The following is a 20,422-nucleotide window of genomic DNA, read 5'->3' as shown; positions in this document are numbered from 1 at the left end:
CGCGCCTCGCCACGGCAGCGCTTCGCCGACATGATCGGCCGGCGGAGGTCAGGCATGGCGCGCTACGTTCTCGCGATCGACCAGGGCACGACGGGTTCGACGGTGATGGTGTTCGACGAGCGCGGACGCGTGCGCTCGCGTGCCTACAGCGAGTTCCGTCAGCACTATCCGAAACCGGCGTGGGTGGAGCACGATGCCGAGGAGATCTGGACGGTCACGCATGCGCTGATCGCCAGGGCCCTGGCAACGGCCAAGGCGAAACCTGCCGAGCTCGCGGGCATCGGTATCACCAACCAGCGCGAGACGACGGTCGTCTGGGACCGGCGCAGCGGAAAACCGATTCATCGCGCGATCGTGTGGCAGGACCGTCGCACCGCCGCGGTCTGCGAGCAGCTTCGAAAGCGCGGCGCGCAGAAGGAAGTCCGGCGCAAGAGCGGCCTCGTGCTCGACCCGTATTTCTCGGGAACCAAAGTCGCGTGGATTCTCGACAACGTGCGCGGTGCGCGCGCGCGAGCCGAAAAAGGAGAGTTGGCGTTCGGCACGGTCGACTCGTGGCTCATCTGGAAGCTGACCGGCGGCAAGGTGCACGCGACCGATTACACCAACGCATCGCGCACGATGCTCTTCAACATTCGCACGCTGACGTGGGACGGAGCGCTGTGCCGCCTGCTGCGCGTTCCCGAAGCAATGCTTCCGCATGTTCGTGCGTCGGCCGGCAGCTTCGGCGAGACGCAGCCCGGGCTCGTCGGCGCCGGGTCGGTGCCGATCACCGGCGTGGCCGGTGACCAGCAGGCTGCAATGTACGGCCAGGCCTGCACCGCACCCGGCATGGTGAAGAACACTTACGGCACGGGCTGCTTCCTGATGATGTTCAGCGGAGACAAGCCGCTCGAATCGAAGCACGGCCTGCTGACGACGCTGTGCTGCCGCGCCGACGGAGGCCCGGCTTACGCGCTGGAGGGATCGGTGTTCATCGCCGGCGCGGCGATCCAGTGGCTGCGCGACGGGCTTCGCATTCTCGAGAAGGCCTCCGACAGCGAAGCGGCTGCACGGCGAGTGGATTCCACGCTAGGGGCGTACGTCGTTCCCGCGTTTGCCGGGCTGGGCGCGCCGTACTGGGACGCCGACGCACGCGGTGCGATCGTCGGCCTCACGCGCGGCGTCACCCGCGACCACCTCGTACGCGCGACGCTGGAGTCGCTGGCGTACCAGACGCGCGACGTCGTCGATGCAATGGCCGCCGATTCGAAGCGCACGCTGAAGGTGCTGCGGGTCGACGGGGGCGCGGCTGCCAACGACTTCCTCATGCAGTTTCAGGCTGACGTGATCGGCGTCGCAGTGGACCGGCCCACCGTGATCGAGACGACGGCTGCCGGCGCTGCGTTTCTTGCCGGCGTCGGCGCGGGTTTGTGGAAGAGCGCCAGGGACCTGGAAGCCGTGCGCAAGGTCGACCGCGTCTTCAGGCCGAAAATGAAAAAGTCCGAACGCGAGGCGCTCTACGCAGGGTGGAAGAGCGCCGTTGCGCGCGTGCGCTCCAGGTAACTACCCGGGACGGGAATCATCCAGGGTTAGGATCGGGGAGCATACTTCGATATCCGGGGCGGGATCGGTCGCTTACGCGATTTCCCATTCACGGGGATTCATCCCGCCCGATAGCCTCGATTGTCATCCATCGCTTCCCGGAAAAAGGAGACTCATGAATCATCGCGGACACGAGATCCCGCGTCGCAGCGGACTGCGGCTGGCGGCGCTGGCGATCCCGCTCTTCATTTTGACCGCTACGACAGCCCTCGCGGCGGACAAGAAACCGAACATCGTCGTCATCATGGGCGATGACATCGGAATGTGGAACATCGGTGCTTACAACCACGGCATGATGGCGGGGCGGACGCCGAACCTCGACAAGCTCGCCAAGGAAGGGATGCTGTTCACCGACTATTACGCCGAAGCGAGCTGCACGGCGGGTCGCGCGAACTTCGTCACAGGCGAGCTGCCCATCCGCACAGGCATGACCACCGTTGGTCAGGCCGGCGCCAAGATGGGACTGCCAGCCGAGGCCTGCACGATCGCCACCGCGCTCAAGGCGCAGGGTTACGCGACGGGGCAGTTCGGCAAGAACCACCTCGGCGACCTGAACGAGTTCCTGCCCACCGTGCACGGCTTCGATGAGTTCTTCGGGTACCTCTACCACCTCGACGCGATGGAAGACCCGGCCCATCCCAACTATCCCCAGGAGCTGCTGAATAAGGTTGGCCCGCGCAACATGGTCCACAGCTGGGCCAGCGACACGGATGATCCGACCGAAATGCCGCGCTGGGGCAAGGTCGGCAAGCAGAAGATCGAAGACGCCGGCACGCTCTATCCGAAACGGATGGAGACCGTGGACGACGAGTTCCGCGATTCCGCGTTCAAGTTCGTGGAGAAAGCCAAAACAGAGAACAAGCCGTTCTTCCTGTGGCTCAACCCGACGCGCATGCACATCGTCACGCATCTCTCCGAGAAGTACGAGAAGATGCGGAATGCAGAGAACGGCTGGTCGGAAGAAGAAGCCGGCATGGCGCAGCTCGATGACGACATCGGGCTGGTGATGCAGAAGCTCAAGGATCTCGGGGTCGACGACAACACCATCGTCGTCTTCACCACCGACAACGGTACCGAGCTTTTTACCTGGCCTGACGGAGGAACGACCCCGTTCGCGCAGTCCAAGGGAACGATCATGGAAGGCGGCTTCCGAGTGCCTGCGCTGCTGCGCTGGCCCGGCCACGTTCCGGCCGACTCCGTGCAGAACGGCATTTTCTCGGGCCTCGACTGGTTTCCGACCTTCCTGGATGCGGCCGGCAATCCGGACATCACCGACCAGCTCCTGAAGGGAGTGAAGCTCGGCGATCGTACCTACAAGAACCATCTGGACGGCTATGACCAGATGGCCGCCATCACCGGCAAGGGTCCGTCGGCGCGTCACGAGATTTTCTACCTGGGCGAGAGCACCGTCGGCGCGATTCGCATCGACGACTTCAAGTATCGCTTCATCGACCAGCCGGCCGGATGGCTCGGGGAGAAAACGCACGTGGACGTGCCTTACCTGACGAACCTCCGACTCGATCCGTTCGAGCGCCAGGGATGGCCGCAAAACGGCACGAAGCAAGGGTCGCAGCAGTACTTCGACTGGTTCAAGTTCCAGTTCTGGCGGTTCGTGTTCGTCCAGCAGGTGATGGGCAAGGAGCTGCAGACCTTCCTCGATTACCCGCCGATGCAGAAGGGAGCCAGCTTCAACCTCGATGCCGTCAAGGCCGAGATGGGCAAGCGCATGGCGGAGGCCGAGGCAGCCAGCCACGGCTCCGGCAACTAGGCGCAACTGTCCCGATGAGTACGGTGGTGGAGGGCTACGACTTCATCACCTTCGATCAACGGAAACGTCCGGCAATCCGAACGGATTGCCGGACGTTCTTTTGCGGTTCTCGCGAACGCCGCCACGAGGAGCCAGCGTATTCTGAATGATGAGCCCGCCCGTCATCGCCTCGATCGTCCTGATCTGCGTTGCCGCGAGCGCCGCACTCGGCCTCTGGCTTCGTGATGTTCTACCCGAGCACCATCTGGCGCCCGAGACGAAAGAGGTCGTGCGGCTGGCGACCGGCCTGGTTGCCACGATCGCCGCACTGGTCCTCAGCCTGCTGATTTCGGCTGCCAAGACCTCGTTCGACCGGATCGACGATGAGCTTACGGACAACGCCGCAAAAGTCCTGATGCTCGACCGGACGCTTGCCGAATATGGACCGGCGACGAAAGAGATCCGCGCACTGCTCAAGTCTTCCTATGCCGAACGCATTGATCGGCTGTTCTCCGGGCGCAAGGCGGAGCAGAACAATGCGAATGGCGCACGCGCAGCCTTCATCGCAGAGAGCATCGATGCGAACCTCTGGGCACTGCCCGCCGCCGGTGCCACCCAGGACGGCCTCAAGGCTCGCGCTCTGCAGATGAACAATGACATCGATATGACCCGCGCGCTGATGCACTCGCAACGCGAGGATACGATCCCGGCGACCCTGCTGGTCGTGCTGGTGACGTGGCTCGTCGTCATCTTCGCGACGTTCAGCCTGTTCGCCCCCCGCAATGCAACGGTCATCGCAGCGCTCTTCGTCTGCGCGCTGTCCGCCTCTGGTGCCATCCTTCTCATCCTGGAGATGAACACGCCGTTCAGCGGAGTCATCAATGTTTCCAGCCTCGCGATGCGAGAGACGCTGAGTCACCTCGGGGAGTAACGATCATCACACGGATTTCGCGCGCTCCTGCCAGGGACACGGCGCGGACGATCCGCAGAGAGGGATCGAATCTTTCCAGGACACGACCCCCGGAAGGAGCTTGACAGGGTGTCGAAAATCGACGATACGTCGGTTATCGACGTTATGTCAATCCTTCGCCGCTCCTCCGAAAGCTCGTCGTTACCAGCCGTCTCGGGCGGCGCAAGCCCCCGGAATCGCGTGGGTATCACGGTCGGCAGCGCCGCCGCTCCGACGCCGCGTCCGGGCGAGGGGGACTTCGACAGGCCGTCGCGGCGAAGCCGCAAGACCCGCGCCGCCCTTATCGATGCCGCCCGCGCATTGCTCGAAGACGAAGGGGTTGCGGGGCTGACGGTTCGCGCCGTCACCGACCGCGCCGACGTCGCGCACGGCACCTTCTACCACCACTTCGCGTCCACCGAGGCCGTGCTTGCTGCCGGCATCGAGGAGTCGATGCGCGAATTCTCGGCGGAGATGGAAGTCGGCTTCGCGCAGGCCGACGACAAGTCGTGGGTGCTCGTCGCCAGTCTCGCGCGGACGTTCCGCATGCTGTGCGCGCATCCGGCGCTGCCGTGGATGCTCGAACGGCCCCAGGTGCTCGCGCAGGCTCTTCGCCGGGCGTGCGGCCCTTTCGCCGTGCGCGACGTGCAGGCGATGATCGCCGCCGGCGACGTCGCACCGTCGGCATTGGAAAACGGCATGAGCTTCCTCGAATGGGCGCTCGTCGGTGCGCTGGTCGAAGTGGCGCAGTCGCCGAAACAGGCGCCGGAACTCGAGCGGCGGCTGGTCGCGCTCGCGCTGCGGGTACTTGCGCTGCCGGAGCGACGAATCACGTCGCTGCTGGGGCGCCTCGGCGAAGTTCCGGCAATCCGCCGCACTCGCCCGGCGCACGCGCAGGGCGGATCCAACGGACGCGGGGCGTGAGCAGCGCCGCCGCTCATCGCGCCGACGTCTGCGTCGTCGGCTGCGGACCGGTCGGTGCCGCAGCAGCAATCCTGCTGGCGCGCTCGGGACTGACGGCTTGCGTCGTCGACCGCTCGACCGCCGTCTACGATCTTCCGCGCGCCGTGCTGCTCGACGGAGAGACGGTGCGCGTCTTCCAGCGCATCGGCCTGGGCGACGAGGTCGACTCTCTGCTGCAGCCCTGGCGCGAAGGCGACGCAGCAGTATTCACCGATTCGGCGCGAAACGCGCTGTTCGGGCTCGACATGCCGAGCTCGGGCTCGAACGGCTGGAGGGATGGCGCGTTTTTCGACCAGCCGGAACTCGAGGGCTGGATGCGCGCGCAGATGCGCAAGGAGCCGAAGGTCGATGCCCTCTTCGGCCACGAGGTGACCTCGATCTCGCAGGACCAAACTTCGGTCCGCGTCACGGCAAGCCACCTTGCGACCGGCAACGCAGTCGAAATCCGCGCGCCGTGGGTCATCGCGTGCGACGGCGCATCGAGTTTCGTGCGGCGCAGCCTCGGCATCCCGTGGCGCAGCCTCGGCTACGACCGCGACTGGCTCGTCGTCGATGTCGTCGCGAAGAACGTTGCGGGCCTTCCGCCGGTCACGATGCAGGTCTGCGATCCGAAGCGGCTGACGAGCTACATCTGCGGCAAGGATCCGTTTCGACGCTGGGAGTTCCGGCTGCTCGAAGGAGAGACCCGCGAAGCGATGGTGCATCCGGCGAACGTCGCGAAGCTGCTCGCGCCGTGGATCGCGCCGGAAGACTACGAGCTGCGCCGCTCGGTCGTCTACCAGTTCCATGCGGCAACCGCCGGGCGCTGGCACGACGGCCGCATTTTCCTCGCCGGCGATGCGGCCCACCAGACTCCGCCGTTTCTCGGACAGGGTCTGAACGCCGGGTTGCGCGATGTCGTCAACCTTGCATGGAAGCTCGCGCTCGTCGCGGGCGGCAAAGCGCCCGAATCGCTGCTCGACAGTTATGCCGAAGAGCGTGACCCGCATGCCCACGAGCTGGTCGACTGGGCCGTTGCCGTCGGCCGCCTGATGGACGCGCTGGCCGAGCAGGAAGCGGGGCGCGCGAGCGGGCCCCTGCCCGACGACCTGCTGAATTCCGGCTACGGGCAGGGACGCTCGGCGCCGCCGCTGCGACGCGGCCTGGTCGTCGAAGAACAGGTCAGCGACGCAGGCGTCGCCGGCTACATGATCAGCCAGCCCACCGTCGCTGCGGGCGGTGGTCGCCGCTTGCGGCTCGACGAAATTCTCGGCAGCGGGTTTGCCGTCGTCGGCCGCGACCGTGCTTCGCTGGCGATGAGCGAAGCCAGCCGCGCCGTGCTCGCACGCATGGGTGCGACGACGACCGAGCTTTCGTCGCTTCCTGCTGTCGCCGGCCATCACGACCGGCTATTCGATGCCCACGGCGCGGCAATCGTGCGTCCGGACCGCTACGTATTCGGCGTCACCGACGCCGCGCATTCCCTCGACGATCTCGTGCTCCGGCTGGAGCAGAAACTGTACGGGGCCTTTGCGGCCCGGGGAGACCAACCATGAGTGAACCAGTCGTCAAGATTCGCGACATTGCCTACGTGAGGCTTCGCGTTCCCGATCTCGACCGCATGGAAGCCTACCTGCTCGATTTTGGCATGGAGACGAGCGCGCGCACCGACGCGGCGCTGTACATGCGCGGAACCGGTGCGAGCCATCACCTGCACATCAGCGAGAAGGCCGACGAAGCCGGCCTGGCGGCAATCGGGTTCCTCGCTGCGGACGCGGCCGATCTCGATCGGCTGGCTGCGATGCCGGGTGCCTCGGCGGTGCACGGCACCGGCGAGCCGGGCGGCGGCCGTCGCGTGGCCATCAGCGATCCGTGGGGAAACCGCATCGAGCTCGTGCACGGAATCGCCGGCGTCGAGCCGCGCAGCCAAGCCGAAGCCGGTGGTTTGAATCTCGGCCGTCGCGTAGAAAGAAAAGGCGCCGTCAAGCGCACGGGGCACCGGCCCGCGCAGGTGATGCGCCTCGGCCATGCCGGCATCAACGTTGCCGATCCGGACGAGGCTTTCGCCTGGTACCATCGCCACTTCGGCATCCTCAAGAGCGACTCGATCGCGATGGGGGACTTTGCGCTGGCGCATTTCTGCCGCTGCGACCGCGGCAGCCAGTTCACCGACCACCACACGTTCCTGCTCGCGCGCTCGATGGACGGCACCTCGGGCTTCAACCACGTTTCGTACGAAGTGACCGGCCTCGACGAGATCTGGGTGGGTCACCGCTACCTTGCCGAGCGCGGCTACCGTCACAACTGGGGAATCGGGCGCCACACGCTCGGCAGCCAGATCTTCGACTACTGGCGTGATCCGTGGGGACAGATCCACGAGCACTACACGGACGGAGACCTGCTGGACGCCGCTTGCGAGCCGGGTGTGCACTCGATCGAAGAAGGTGGCAGCCAGTGGGGGCCGGAGATGCCCCCGGATTTCGGCAGAACCGTTCCTTCTTGATTCTGGCTGATTCCGCCTGATCCCGGCAGTACCGCAAAGCAGACGCAGCGAACGAGGAGGATCGAATGAAGCTTGCGACATTCACGCACGGTGGAAAGACGCGAATCGGCGCGGTCGTCGGTGACGAGATCGCCGACCTGACGGCAAAAGGACTGCCGTCCTCGATGCTCGCGCTGCTCGAAGGCGAAGAGGCCGCGATTGCGGCGGCGCGCGCCGCGGTGGATGCGGCGCCGCGCCTTGCGCTGTCCGCCGTGCGCCTGGAAGCGCCGATCGCGAGGCCTCCGAAGATCCTCGCCGTCGGCCTCAACTATCGCGCCCACGCCGAAGAGTGCGGGATGCCGATCCCGGTTTTCCCGGTGATCTTCAACAAGCAGTCGACGTCGGCGAGCGGGCCTTTCGACCTCGTGCATCGCCCTCGCGAATCGGTGGAGCTGGACTACGAAGGCGAGCTTGCGGTCGTCATCGGTAAACGTTGCCGCCGCGTTCCGGCAGCGAAGGCCCGCTCGGTCGTTGCGGGCTACGCCGTGGCCAACGACGTCAGCGTGCGCGACTGGCAGATCCGCGTTCCGACGATGACGATGGGCAAGAGCTGGGACACCCACTGTCCGTTCGGCCCGTGGATCACGACGCGCGACGAGATCGCCGACCCGCACGCGCTCGACCTCAAGACCTGGGTCAATGGCGAGCTGAGGCAGAACGCGAACACGTCCGACCTGATTTTCAATACTGACGTCATCATCGAGCACCTGTCGACGGCGTTCACGCTCGAGCCGGGCGACGTGATCGTCACCGGCACGCCGAGCGGCGTCGGCCTGTGGATGAACCCGAAAGGCTGGATCAAGGACGGCGACGTCGTGCGCATCGAGATCGCAGGCCTCGGCGCGATCGAGAACCGCATCGTCGACGAGCCGGAAGGGACGGTGCGCTACTGACGCCTGCGCCTCAGGCCGCCGATGCCAACAGGAACAATCGTGCCAGGCATGCCAGACCGACGATGAACACGAGCGTGCGCGCCGTCGCGAGGTTGGCCAGGTACAGGGCCGGGTGCGCGATGCGCGTGGCAAGGTAGATCTCGCAGGCGGTCGCCGTCGCCTTCTCGTCGGCGTGCACGAGATGGGTCATGAACACCGCCGTCGCGAAGATCGCGAGCGCTTCCCACGCGTTGGCCTGGGCCGCCCACGCGCGGGCGGCGATGCCTTCGAGCTTTGCGGCCTGCAGGCGAGGGTGGTTGTTGTCGGCGCTTCCGAACTGTTTCGTACGCAGGTAGCCGCCGATGCCGGCGATCACGTAGGGCAGCACGGCGACGACGATGAGGCAGCGAAACGGAGTGGTCACGGGGTTTCTCCTTGGAAGGCGGGCGGCAAAAGGGCGCTTGGTTGGCGGCGGTTTCGAGGCCGGGTTTCGGTTCCCGCTGCCGCTGAGTCAACTGCCGGGGCGAGGGATCGACCGGCGGGCCCCCGTCTCGCCCGGAAACGACGCCGACATCGGCCGTTTCCGGCCGGCGTTTGAGCCGGCCCGCTGCTGCTGGTATGCACTCCCGTTCCGCGGCGCCAGAGGCGCCCGGGAGGACGACATGAAGGCAGCCATCCACCCGGAATACAAGGAAATCGACGTGCTCTGCGCCTGCGGGGCGACGTTCAAGACGCGTTCGACGTCGCCGAAGCTGCACGTCGAAATCTGCGCGAACTGCCATCCCTTCTATACGGGAAACCAGAAGATCCTCGACACCGCCGGCCGCGTCGAGCGATTCCGCCAGAAGTACGCCAACGTCAAGATCGCTGCCCGCTAGCTGCGACTCGACTGGAGACTTTCGAAGAGGGCCGGAGGCAACTTCGGCCCTCTTTGTGCATCGGCGCGCCCGCGCGCGCCGCGGGTGGTTGTGACCCATGCTCGACAAGCTCGGCAGAATCGAGCGGCGCTACGCCGAGATCGAGGCGGAAGTCGCTGACCCCGCGACGTCGTCCGATCGCGACCGCTTCGCGCGACTGATGCGCGAGCGCAGCGATCTCGAGGACATCGTCTTCGCGTATCGCCGTCGTCGTGACGCCGAATCCCAGCTGGGCGAGGCGAAGGTGCTGCGCGAGGACGCCGATCCGGAAATTCGCGAGATGGCGACCGGCGAGGCGCGCAAGCTCGAGGCATCGCTGGCGGCGCTGGACGAACAGCTGCGCCAGCTGCTGATCCCGAAGGATCCGCTCGACCAGCGCAATGCGATCGTCGAAATCCGCGCCGGCACCGGCGGCGACGAAGCGGCGCTGTTCGGCGGCGACCTGCTGCGCATGTACCTGCGCTACGCCCAGGAGCACGGCCTTCGCACCGAAATGATGAGCACGAGCGACGGCGCCAAGGGCGGCGTCAAGGAAGCGATCCTGCTGGTCTGCGGCAAGGATGCCTACGGTCTGCTCAAGTACGAGGGCGGTGTCCACCGCGTGCAACGCGTTCCCGAGACCGAGTCGCAGGGCCGCATCCACACGTCTGCCGTCACGATCGCCGTGCTTCCCGAGGCCGAGGAAGTCGACGTGCGCATCGAGGACAAGGACGTGCGCGTCGATGTTTATCGCTCGTCGGGCCCCGGCGGCCAGTCCGTCAACACGACCGATTCGGCGGTTCGCGTCACGCACATCCCGTCGGGCCTCGTCGTCACGTGCCAGGACGAGAAGAGCCAGCACAAGAACAAGGCGAAGGCCCTCAAAGTCCTGCGCTCGCGCCTGTTCGACCTGGAGGAAGCGAAAAGGCGGGCCGAGGTCGATGCCGACCGGCGCGCCATGGTCGGCAGCGGGGATCGCTCCGAGCGCATCCGCACGTACAATTTTCCGCAGAACAGGGTCACCGACCACCGCATCAACCTGACGCTGTACTCGCTCGAGAACTTCGTGCTCGGTGATATGGACGAGATGCTGAGCGCGCTGCGCGCCCACTACCAGGCCGAGGCTCTCAAAGCGGAGGCATCGTCGTGAGCGCCGCGGCAAATGACTCGCCGCGCACCGTGCTCGAGTTCCTGCAGGTGACCACCGCGTTCCTCACGGGACGCGGCATCGACGGTGCTCGCCTCGATGCCGAGCTGCTGCTGGCCGAGGCGCTCTGCATGACGCGCACGCAGCTCTACACGAACTTCGAGCGGCCGCTCGGTGCAGCCGAGATCGACCGCTACCGCGAGCTGGTGCGCCGCCGCGCGGCGCGCGAGCCGGTGGCCTACATCACTGGTCGCCGCGAGTTCTGGTCGATGGAATTCGCCGTGGACCGGCGCGTGCTGATCCCGCGGCCCGAGACCGAGTTGCTGGTCGAGCTGGCGGTCGAAGAATTGAAGGCGCGCGCCGGCGGCAGCGGTGGTGGACGCCTCAAGGTGGCCGACATCGGCACCGGCTCGGGCGCCATTGCGATTGCGATCGCGAAGGAGATCGAGAAGGCGGACGTCATCGCGACCGACCTGTCGCAGGCCGCGCTCGAAGTCGCACCCGTCAATGCCGAGCGCCATGGCGTCGCCGCCCGCATCCAGTTCCGCGCGGGCAACCTGTGCGAGCCCCTGGCCGGTGACGGCCCTTTCGACGTCATCGTCTCGAACCCGCCGTACCTGCGCCGCCGCGAAATGGCCGAAATCGCACCGGAAGTGCGCGAGTGGGAGCCGCGGCGGGCGCTGGATTCCGGCCGCGACGGAATGGACGCGACCGCGCCGCTCGTCGATGCCGCCTACGGCCTGCTCGCGCCCGGCGCCAGCCTCTGGGTCGAAGTGGGCACCCAGGCCGATTCGGTGCGCGACGCGTTCGTCGCGCGCGGCTACGACGCCGTTCGCACGCGCCTGGATCTTGCAGGAATCATTCGCGCCGTCGGCGGACGAAGGAGCGCCTGAGGATGGACAAGCTCGTCCTTACAGGCCCGAGCCGCCTCGAAGGCGAAGTCGATGCCGGCGGTGCAAAAAACGCGGCGCTTCCGCTGCTGTTCGCGTGCCTGCTGACCGACGAGCCCTGCCACTTCACCGGCGTGCCCGACGTCGCCGACATCCGCACGACGGTGACGCTGCTGGAGAGTCTCGGCGCCCGCGTCGAAAGGCCGGCACCCGGCGAAATCGTCATCCAGTGCGCGGACATCGCCAGCGTCGAGGCGCCGTACGAGCTGGTTCGGCGCATGCGCGCATCGTTCCTCACGCTCGGGCCCCTGCTCGCGCGTTTCGGCCACGCGCACGTCTCGCGGCCCGGCGGCTGCGCGATCGGCTCGCGGCCGGTGGACATCCACCTCGAAGCGATGCGGCGCCTCGGCGCCCGCGTTCTTCTCGAGGGAGGCTACGCCGACGCGCGCGCGAAACGGCTGAAAGGCGGGCACATCATCCTGTCGATGCCGTCGGTGGGCGCGACCGAAAATTCGCTGATGGCCGCGTCGCTGGCCGACGGGACCACGCGCATCGAGAACGCGGCGCGCGAGCCCGAAGTCGTCGACCTTGCCGAGGCGCTCGCAAAAATGGGCGCGCGCATCCGGGGCGCAGGCTCGTCGGTGATCGAGATCGAAGGCGCCGCGAAGCTGACGGGGATGAAGCACGCCGTCATCCCAGACCGCATCGTCGCCGGCACGTTCCTGATCGGCGCCGCGATGACGGGCGGCGATGTCTATGTGCGCGGCGCGCGCGCGGATCACCTCGAGAGCCTTCTCGAGGCGCTGATGCGCGCGGGATGCCGCATCGACATCGATGCGCGCGGCGTGCGCGCGCGCATGACGCAGAGGCCGCGGCCGGTGGAAATCGTCACGGCGCCGTTCCCGGGCTTTCCGACCGACCTGCAGGCCCAGTGGACTGCCCTGATGTGCCTGGCCGACGGCCGCGCCGAAGTGCACGAGCGCATTTTCGAGAACCGTTTCATGCACGTCGAAGAGTTGGCTCGAATGGGCGCCGACGTCCACGTGCTGCCCGGAGGCCATGCGGTCGTGCAGGGCGTGGAAAAGCTTTCGGGCGCGCCGGTCATGGCTACCGACCTTCGCGCCAGTGTCTGTCTCGTGCTGGCCGGCGCGGCCGCGACGGGCCGCACCGAAGTGCTGCGCATCTATCACCTGGACCGCGGCTACGAGCACATCGACGCGAAGCTGGCGGCCCTCGGCGCCAACGTCAGGCGCGAAAGGACGGGATGACGCGATGAAGAAGAATGCGAAAACAGGCGTCATCGTTCCTCTCATGGATGGGACGAAGGCTGCTGCCGCCCAGCTCGCGAAGCTCGTACGGCGCGGCCACGGTCCGGCCGGCATCGAAGACGTCGTGCGCGACGTCCTCGAATCGGTACGGCGCGACGGCGATGCCGCGGTCGCGCGCTTTACGAAAAAATTCGACGGCGTCTCGCTTGTACCGCGTGATTTCGAGATCCCGAAATCCGAAATCGAGGCGGCGCGCCGCCGGGTGCCGAAGCAGCTCATCCAAGCGCTGGAATCCGCGCATGCACGTATCCGCGCGTTTCACCTGCGCGAGAAGCAGACCGGCTTCGAGAAGAAGGAGCGCGGGATCCGCACCGGCATGCGCGTGACTCCGCTGGCGCGTGCCGGAGTCTATGTGCCGGGCGGCAAGGCGGCGTATCCGTCGAGCGTGCTGATGAACATCGTCCCGGCGGCGGTTGCCGGCGTCTCCGAGATCACGGTCGTCACGCCGCCGTCCAAAGCCGGAGTCCGCGACGCAGTGCTCGCGGCCGCCGCCATTGCCGGTGCCACACGGGTGCTGCGGATCGGCGGTGCCCAGGCCGTCGCTGCGCTTGCGTACGGGACGAAGACTGTCGCGCGCGTCGACAAGATCGTCGGGCCCGGCAATATCTACGTGGCCACCGCCAAGCGCCTGGTGTTCGGCGAAGTCGATATCGACATGATCGCCGGTCCGAGCGAGGTGCTGATCATCGCCGATGCCTCGGCCGATCCCGAGTGGATTGCCGCCGACATGCTCGCGCAGGCCGAGCACGATGAGCTGGCCGCTGCGATCTGCATCACGACCGATGCCGATCACGGGCGCGCCGTCGCCGAAGCCGTCGCTCGCCAGTGCGCCGAGCTTCCGCGCGCGGCGATCGCGGCGACGTCGATCGCAAATTACGGCACCATCCTGGTCGCGCCGAGTCTGGAAAGGGCGTGTGAGCTTTCCGAGGAGATCGCTCCGGAGCACCTCGAGATCGCGACGAAGACGCCGCGGCGGCTGGTTCCGCTGCTTCGCAATGCGGGTGCGATCTTCGTCGGCGCTCTTTCCACCGAGCCGCTCGGCGACTATGCGGCCGGCCCGAACCACGTGCTGCCGACCGGGGGCGCCGCGAGGTTCTCGTCGCCGCTCGGAGTCTATGACTTCGTCAAGCGAACCAGTATCATCGAGGTCGATCGCAGCGGCCTCTCCCGCCTCGCGCCGGCTGTCGTCGAGCTGGCGATGGCCGAAGGACTCGACGCCCACGCAGCCGCCGTGCTGCGGCGCATGAACAACACGAAGACGCGCCCTCGCGCGCGCTCGACAGGAGACTGACGTGGCGACCACGAAGAAAGCCGGCGGCAAGAAAACCGGCAGCAAGAAGACCGGCAGCAAGAAAACCGGCACGAAGAAAACGGCGCCCGCCGCCCCGCGCGAGAACGCGGCCAAGCGTCCGCGTTCGTCGCGGCGCGCGGCCCCGCAGTCGGCGCTCGTGCGGAAGGCCGAGGTGCTGCGCGAGACGAGCGAGACCGACATTTCGGTCAAGCTCGCGATCGGCGAGCCCGGCTACCGGGTAGCCACCGGTGTTCCGTTTCTCGATCACATGCTCGAAGCGCTGTCGCGGCACTCGGGAATCGGACTTTCGGTGGAGGCCAGGGGCGACACCCAGGTCGACGATCACCACACGGTCGAGGACGTCGGCCTTGCGATCGGCGAAGCGCTGCGCCGCGCGCTCGGCGACAAGGCGGGGATCTACCGTTTCGGCCACTTCGAAGCTCCGCTGGACGAGGCCCTCGTCGCGGTGACGGTGGACCTGTCGGGGCGACCCTACCTCGTCTACAACGTCTCGCTGAAGCCCCAGCGCGTCGGCACCTTCGACGTGGGGCTGGTCGAGGATTTCTTCCAGGCGCTGATGACGGCGGCGGGGATGAACCTGCACGTCAACGTGCGCTACGGTCGCAATCCACACCACATCATCGAGGCGACGTTCAAGGCGTTCGCCAAAGCGCTGGCGATGGCGTGCCGCAGCGACGGCGCGGGAGGCGAGATTCCTTCGACGAAGGGAGTTCTCTGACGCGATGATCGCGGTCGTCGACTACGGCGTGGGCAACCTGCGCAGCGTCTCCAAGGCGCTCGAGCGCGTCGGCGCCGACGTGCGCGTGACGGCATCCGCCGCCGAAATCGACGCTGCCGATGCCGTGGTGCTTCCGGGCGTCGGCGCCTTCGCGCACTGCATGAATAACCTGCGCGCCGCCGGCCTCGAGCCTTGCGTGCGCGCCGCAGCCGCCTCCGAGAAACCGTTCCTCGGCGTCTGCGTCGGCATGCAGATCCTGTTCGAGGAGAGCGACGAGTTCGGGCGCGTCGAAGGGCTCGGCATTCTTCAGGGCCGTGTGCGACGCTTCCAGCCGACCGACAAGACCATGAAAGTTCCGCACATGGGATGGAACGAGTTGTCGATACGCCGGCGCGCGCCGCACCTGGACGGCCTTGCCGACGGCACCCGCGTGTACTTCGTGCACTCGTACTACGTCGAGACGCCCGATCCTTCGATCGTCGCAACGACGACGTCGTACGGAATCGATTTCGTCTCGAGCGCGTGGCGCGGCAACGTGTTCGCAACGCAGTTCCACCCGGAGAAAAGCCAGGGTTGCGGCCTGGCGATCCTCTCAAATTTCGCGCGACTGGTTGCCGCCAGGCGCGCCGCCTGAACGCCGCGATGCTCGTTCTTCCGGCCATCGACATCCGCGGCGGGCGCTGCGTGCGCCTCGTGCAGGGCGATTACGCGCGCGAAACCGTCTTCGCCGACGATCCCGCTGCGATGGCCGAGCGCTGGCTCGGTGAAGGCGCCGATGCGCTGCATGTCGTCGATCTCGACGGTGCCCGCGAGGGAGCGGTAGCCAACCGCCGCGCGGTAGAAGGAATTCTTTCCGCGGCGGCGCGCTGCGGTCGCCGCATCGTCACCGAGCTCGGCGGCGGGATTCGTGATCTCGCCGGAATCGAAGCCTGGCTCGAAGCCGGCCTCGGCCGGGTGATCCTCGGAACGGCTGCCGTGCGAGAGCCGTCCCTGGTCGCCGAAGCCGCGCTGCGCTGGCCCGGCCGCGTCTGGGTGGGCATCGATGCGCGCGGCGGAAAAGTCGCGGTGGCGGGCTGGAAAGAGACGACGGCGATCGACGCCATCGATCTCGCGCTCGGCATGCAGGAGCGCGGCGCGGCCGGAATCGTGTTCACGGACATCGATCGCGACGGCACGGGGCTCGGAGTTTCCGTCGAATCGACGGCCCGGCTTGCCTCCGCGCTGCAGATCCCGGTGGTTGCGTCGGGTGGAGTGCACTCGGCGGCGGACGTCGAGCGGATTCGCGACGCGAACTGCGCCGGCATCGAAGGCGTCGTCGTCGGCCGCGCGCTCTACGACGGTGCCGTGACGCTGGCCGCTTTGCTTGCGGCCGCGCGCGCTCCGCAGGCGACTGCAACTTCGCGCGCAAAGGCCTGATCATGCTCGCCAAGCGCATCATCCCTTGCCTCGACGTCAAGGACGGCCGCGTCGTCAAAGGCGTCAACTTCCTCGGCCTTCGCGATGCGGGCGACCCCGTCGAGTGCGCGTCTCGTTACGACAGCGAAGGCGCCGACGAGCTGACGTTCCTCGACATCACCGCGAGCCACGAAAAGCGCGGCATCATCCTCGACGTCGTGCGCCGCACCGCCGAACAGGCCTTCATGCCGCTGACCGTCGGCGGCGGCGTGCGCACGGTGGACGACATCCGGGCACTCCTGCACGCGGGAGCCGACAAGGTTTCGATCAACACGGCCGCGGTTGCCGATCCGGACTTTGTTGCGACCGCAGCGCGCGCGTTCGGTGCCCAGTGCATCGTCGTTGCGGTGGACGCGCGGCTTCGCGCCGGGCAGACACGCATCGCTTCGGCCGACGAAGGCGGGGGCATCAGCGGCAGGCCCTCGTGGGCCGACCGCTATCCCGAGCTTCTCGTCGACGAAGCCGCGCGCGACGGCTGGGAGATCTACACGCACGGTGGCCGCCGCCCCACCGGCATCGATGCCGTGCGCTGGGCGCAGCGCATGGAGGAATTCGGATCGGGCGAAATCCTGCTGACGAGCATGGACCGCGACGGCACCAAGGCGGGCTACGACGTCGCTCTGACCCGTGCAGTGGCCGAAGCCGTCGGCGTCCCGGTGATCGCCTCGGGCGGAGTAGGCGGGCCCGAGCACATGCTCGAAGGACTGACGGCAGGAAAAGCCGATGCGGTGCTTGCCGCGTCGATCTTCCACTACGGCGAGTATTCGATCGGCGAGGTAAAGGACTACCTTGCCGGCCGCGGAGTGTGCGTGAGGCGCTGAGCCTTTCGCGGGCGCCAAACCCAGGGCGAGGATCAGCGCCGGGATCGGCTGGAGGATCAGCTCGAGGCGAGCGCCGCCAGCAGGCGCGACAACTCTCCGGTGTGGAAGTGATCGACGATTCCTTCGGTTTCACGCCCGAGGACCAGCCGCAGTGGCTGGCGCAGCGCATCGAGGCCGCGATGGACCGGAGCTGAATTGCGGCGCTGGAGATCGTGCCCCGCCCGGTAGCCTTCCCGTTCAGCGCTCCGCTTCGTAGAGCGAACCGTTTCCGCCGGGCAGCGTCTCGAGTGATGCGGAGAAGCACGGACCGGTGTCGCTCGTGAAGATCTCGACGGTGGCGCTGGCTGAGCCTGCAAGGGCAGCGGCGATTCCGGTTGGCAGATTCGCATAGCCGGCCCCGGAGTCGTTTTTCGCCTTCAGCAGGATCTTCGGCCTGCCCGCCGCGCCGGTCTTCATGCTGATCGATTGCATGCCGTCCGCCGTCAACGTCGGATCCTTGTACCGGTAGCCGTGGCCGCCAGGAGGTCTGGCGCCGGCCGATTTCCAGCACGGTGCGCGCCCGCAAGTGTCCCCGGCCCGACCGACCTCGATGCGACCGGCCACCGTACCCGCATCGTCGTAAACGCGGAGGACGTAGTCCGTACCGCCGTACGCGAGCGGATCACCGAGACCGGCCTGCGAGAGCGTAGGACCGCCGGCGAGTTCCGCCGAAAGCGTCTCCTTGCCCGCGATCGTCTCGTCCACACGCAGGCTGCCGCTCTGCCAGCTCGGGCCGCACGCGGGCGGCGCCGAGGCCACGCACGAGCCCTGTCCGTCGCAAGTTCCGGTGCCGATGCAGAGGTCCGCGCTCCGGCACGCGGTGCCTGACGATTCGAACTGGCAGGCGGGCGAGCAGCAGTCGCCGCCGGCCGGATCGCCGTCGTCGCATTGCTCGCCGAGCCCAGCTTGGACGATGCCGTCGCCACAACCGGGAGAGGCGGCCGGCACTCGTTCGTACGCGCCGATATCCGAGGAGCTGCCGGCCGGCCGCACGTTGCCGTCGATGTCTGCAGTCACCGTCGCGAGTGTGATTCCCGCGTCCACGGCCGGAGAGCCGGCGCGCAGGCGATAGTCGTCGGCACGGTCGTCCTCGAACAGGACGCCGGGCGTCGCGACCAGAGAGTCCGTCTCGTGCCCCGCGGCCTGCCAGTCCGACCAGGTCTTGCGCGTGGTCTCGTCGTCGTCCGACACGAAAAGGCGGCCGCCGACGATGTTGTAGTCGCCATCGGTGTTGGCCGCATCGTCGGGCGAGCCCCACGAATACGGGCCTTTGGCGCTGTTGCGGTTGTAGAGGATGTTGTTGCGTACCGTGATCGGACCCTGAGTACCGAGAATACGCAGGTCGTACTTTCCGTCGGCCGGCACGTCGATGGTGTTGTGCGAGATCTCGATATTGCCGACGCCGATGTCGCCCTCGCCGAGGAACAGCGCGATGCCCGAGGACGCGTGGTTGTCGTAGATGATGTTGTTGCGGATCACCGCGTCCTTGAAGGCATTCAGATTCAGCCCTCCACCGCCGTCGTTCCCGTAGATGCGGTTGCGCTCGAAGAGTGCGCCGGTGATCAGGCCGTCCCCGCCCTGGGTGATGTCGCCGTACGCACGGATGCCCGAGCCGGCGTTATGGTGAATCCGGTTGTCGCGCGCCACGGGACGATCGCCTCCGTTTGCAAAGTAGATCCCGTGCTGCGCGAGGCTGCCGTAAAGATCGCATCCCTCCACGACGACGTCGTCGCTGTGGGACGTCACGATGGCCCATATCGCGTTGTCGCCGTAGACGCCGTTCCTGATCGTGATGCCGTTGCTTGCGATGATACGTACCGCTGCCCGGCTGGCGTGGAACGAGCGCAGGCCATCGACGATGATGTTCGTCGAGTTCCAGATCGCGATGTTGTCGGGGTCGTACTGCGCGCCGCGGTCGGTCGTGGGCATGATCTCGCAGTCGCGGCCTTCGGCCTGAATGAGAATCGGATCGGCGGTCGCGTCGAGGCCGGCGATCGTGAATCCCTTGTACTGTCCGTCGGCAGCCAGAATCGAGTCGCCCGGCTGGACGGCCGTGAGCGCCCGGCGAACCTCACGCCACGGAGCGGCTACCGAGCCGTCGCCCGTCGCGTCGTCGCCCGTGGGCGCGACATGATAACTCGCCGCCGCGGACACGGCGGCATTCGCGGCAATCACGCCGAGTCCGACCAGGAGCGTACCTGCGAACCCGGCTGCCGACTTGAACGCTCGCATGAGGATCAGGTTTGACTCGCTGTCCGCAATTGGCAAGCGACACGAAGATAGACCGTATTCCATCATCATCGGCTACAGGCGGCGTGAAGTCCTGTCGCTACCATAGCGGACAGCCTCGGCCTACCTTCGGTCTCGGCGGGAGCGGACGTTCCCGCCCGCGCTCACGCCATACTTTCATTTCCTGATTGCGGCCATGGCTGGCTGGGTCAATCGCGATCGGCCCCCTGCTCCCGATGGGTTGTAACGATGTTCGCCCATCGTTCGTTCAGTCCTTGCGAGCGTATTTCGTCGAGCCGGAGGGAAGCTTATGAAGGTTAGGTCCATTCTCGTAGTCGGAATCCCGTTGCTGCTGGCCGGTTCTGTTGCCTTCGCGACGAATGCCCAGCCAGTCGCGGACGTTCACGGTCCCGCGCAAGTCGTATTCGTGTGCAGGAACGGAGTCTCGATGAGCGTGTGGTCCGCTGCGTATTTCAACCGGCTCGCGTCGGCACGCGGCTTGCGCGAGCGAGCAACCGCACGGGCGGCAATCGCCAGCTTCACTGACGTGCCCTTCAGGATGGTGTTTGCCCTCGCGGTCGACGGGTTCCGTCTCGATGGCTACCAACCGCACGTCGTCTCCCCGGAGGATGTCAAGGGTGCTGAGCGCGTCATCGTCGTTCAGGGAACTGACGATACGGTGCTGCCGCGCGACGTCCAGGTCGCAGCGCCCGAGAGCGAGGTCTGGCAGGGGTTCCCCGCGATGCGTGACCACTACTTCCCTGCGCATGCAGCTCTTCGGGCTAGAGTCGAAGATCTGGTGGAACGCATTGCTGCGAAGTAGCAGTAGACTGTGCCAAAACTCGGCCGACCGAACCGCGAGCGGTATCGCGACGCCGTTCCTCGGCCGACGTGTCGACTACTCGTACCGATTTCGCCGGTTCACGTCGGGAATCTGCTGGGCTGAGTTTTGGC

General features: G+C 66.8%; 19 protein-coding genes. 17 read left to right on the top strand and 2 right to left on the bottom strand.

What is annotated here, in order from left to right; all coding sequences use genetic code 11:
* The first annotated feature begins 54 nt into the window (after positions 1-54).
* The 7 genes from glpK to VGK20_07045 all read left to right on the top strand — a co-directional run bounded on the left by glpK (position 55) and on the right by VGK20_07045 (position 8,654).
* On the top strand, positions 55-1,542 hold the full coding sequence (glpK, locus tag VGK20_07075; GenBank protein HEY2773798.1) for a glycerol kinase GlpK: 1,488 nt from the start codon (positions 55-57) through the stop codon (positions 1,540-1,542).
* Between the two features lie 154 nt (positions 1,543-1,696).
* The gene (locus VGK20_07070; protein HEY2773797.1) at positions 1,697-3,349 is read left to right on the top strand and encodes an arylsulfatase; all 1,653 of its coding nucleotides are present in this window, start codon (positions 1,697-1,699) and stop codon (positions 3,347-3,349) included.
* 148 nt (positions 3,350-3,497) lie between these two features.
* On the top strand, positions 3,498-4,259 hold the full coding sequence (locus VGK20_07065) for a hypothetical protein (protein ID HEY2773796.1): 762 nt from the start codon (positions 3,498-3,500) through the stop codon (positions 4,257-4,259).
* A gap of 219 nt (positions 4,260-4,478) precedes the next feature.
* The gene (locus VGK20_07060; protein ID HEY2773795.1) at positions 4,479-5,201 is read left to right on the top strand and encodes a TetR/AcrR family transcriptional regulator; all 723 of its coding nucleotides are present in this window, start codon (positions 4,479-4,481) and stop codon (positions 5,199-5,201) included.
* The gene (locus VGK20_07055) at positions 5,198-6,775 is read left to right on the top strand and encodes a bifunctional 3-(3-hydroxy-phenyl)propionate/3-hydroxycinnamic acid hydroxylase (protein ID HEY2773794.1); all 1,578 of its coding nucleotides are present in this window, start codon (positions 5,198-5,200) and stop codon (positions 6,773-6,775) included. Before VGK20_07060 ends, VGK20_07055 begins: the two co-directional genes overlap by 4 nt.
* Positions 6,772-7,722 carry a VOC family protein gene (locus VGK20_07050; GenBank protein HEY2773793.1) on the top strand — a complete coding sequence of 317 codons (951 nt, stop codon included), beginning with the start codon at positions 6,772-6,774 and terminating at the stop codon, positions 7,720-7,722. Before VGK20_07055 ends, VGK20_07050 begins: the two co-directional genes overlap by 4 nt.
* 65 nt (positions 7,723-7,787) lie before the next feature.
* The gene (locus VGK20_07045; protein HEY2773792.1) at positions 7,788-8,654 is read left to right on the top strand and encodes a fumarylacetoacetate hydrolase family protein; all 867 of its coding nucleotides are present in this window, start codon (positions 7,788-7,790) and stop codon (positions 8,652-8,654) included.
* A gap of 10 nt (positions 8,655-8,664) precedes the next feature.
* On the opposite strand, the gene VGK20_07040 is transcribed toward VGK20_07045, so the two are convergent.
* On the bottom strand, positions 8,665-9,057 hold the full coding sequence (locus tag VGK20_07040) for an MAPEG family protein (GenBank protein HEY2773791.1): 393 nt from the start codon (positions 9,055-9,057) through the stop codon (positions 8,665-8,667).
* Between the two features lie 238 nt (positions 9,058-9,295).
* On the opposite strand from VGK20_07040, the gene rpmE reads away from it, so the two are divergent.
* From rpmE to hisF, 9 genes are all read left to right on the top strand, one after another.
* Positions 9,296-9,511, top strand: coding sequence for a 50S ribosomal protein L31 (gene rpmE, locus VGK20_07035; GenBank protein HEY2773790.1), 216 nt, complete (start codon positions 9,296-9,298; stop codon positions 9,509-9,511).
* 97 nt (positions 9,512-9,608) lie between these two features.
* On the top strand, positions 9,609-10,679 hold the full coding sequence (gene prfA, locus VGK20_07030; protein ID HEY2773789.1) for a peptide chain release factor 1: 1,071 nt from the start codon (positions 9,609-9,611) through the stop codon (positions 10,677-10,679).
* Positions 10,676-11,569: a peptide chain release factor N(5)-glutamine methyltransferase gene (gene prmC, locus VGK20_07025; GenBank protein ID HEY2773788.1), complete on the top strand. Its 894-nt coding sequence runs from the start codon at positions 10,676-10,678 to the stop codon at positions 11,567-11,569. The genes prfA and prmC overlap by 4 nt, the downstream gene beginning before the upstream one ends.
* 2 nt (positions 11,570-11,571) lie before the next feature.
* Positions 11,572-12,834 carry a UDP-N-acetylglucosamine 1-carboxyvinyltransferase gene (gene murA, locus VGK20_07020; protein ID HEY2773787.1) on the top strand — a complete coding sequence of 421 codons (1,263 nt, stop codon included), beginning with the start codon at positions 11,572-11,574 and terminating at the stop codon, positions 12,832-12,834.
* Between the two features lie 4 nt (positions 12,835-12,838).
* Positions 12,839-14,185 carry a histidinol dehydrogenase gene (gene hisD, locus VGK20_07015; GenBank protein ID HEY2773786.1) on the top strand — a complete coding sequence of 449 codons (1,347 nt, stop codon included), beginning with the start codon at positions 12,839-12,841 and terminating at the stop codon, positions 14,183-14,185.
* A 157-nt stretch (positions 14,186-14,342) separates the two neighbouring features.
* Complete coding sequence (gene hisB, locus VGK20_07010) at positions 14,343-14,924, top strand: imidazoleglycerol-phosphate dehydratase HisB (protein HEY2773785.1); 582 nt, start codon at positions 14,343-14,345, stop codon at positions 14,922-14,924.
* Between the two features lie 4 nt (positions 14,925-14,928).
* The gene (gene hisH / locus VGK20_07005; GenBank protein HEY2773784.1) at positions 14,929-15,558 is read left to right on the top strand and encodes an imidazole glycerol phosphate synthase subunit HisH; all 630 of its coding nucleotides are present in this window, start codon (positions 14,929-14,931) and stop codon (positions 15,556-15,558) included.
* Between the two features lie 8 nt (positions 15,559-15,566).
* Positions 15,567-16,340 carry a 1-(5-phosphoribosyl)-5-[(5-phosphoribosylamino)methylideneamino]imidazole-4-carboxamide isomerase gene (gene hisA, locus VGK20_07000; protein ID HEY2773783.1) on the top strand — a complete coding sequence of 258 codons (774 nt, stop codon included), beginning with the start codon at positions 15,567-15,569 and terminating at the stop codon, positions 16,338-16,340.
* Between the two features lie 2 nt (positions 16,341-16,342).
* The gene (gene hisF, locus VGK20_06995) at positions 16,343-17,200 is read left to right on the top strand and encodes an imidazole glycerol phosphate synthase subunit HisF (GenBank protein ID HEY2773782.1); all 858 of its coding nucleotides are present in this window, start codon (positions 16,343-16,345) and stop codon (positions 17,198-17,200) included.
* Between the two features lie 237 nt (positions 17,201-17,437).
* Here the strand turns inward: hisF and VGK20_06990 are convergent, their stop codons facing one another.
* Positions 17,438-19,471, bottom strand: a complete 2,034-nt coding sequence (locus VGK20_06990) for a right-handed parallel beta-helix repeat-containing protein (protein ID HEY2773781.1) — start codon at positions 19,469-19,471, stop codon at positions 17,438-17,440.
* Between the two features lie 445 nt (positions 19,472-19,916).
* Between VGK20_06990 and VGK20_06985 the strand changes: the two genes are divergently transcribed.
* Positions 19,917-20,291, top strand: coding sequence for a hypothetical protein (locus VGK20_06985; protein HEY2773780.1), 375 nt, complete (start codon positions 19,917-19,919; stop codon positions 20,289-20,291).
* Positions 20,292-20,422 lie beyond the last annotated feature (131 nt).

It is taken from the genome of Candidatus Binatia bacterium (assembly GCA_036493895.1).
Taxonomy (GTDB): domain Bacteria; phylum Desulfobacterota; class Binatia; order UBA1149; family CAITLU01; genus DATNBU01.
Note: the sequence above shows the minus strand (reverse complement) of the source record. Positions and strands in the feature narration are given on the sequence as shown.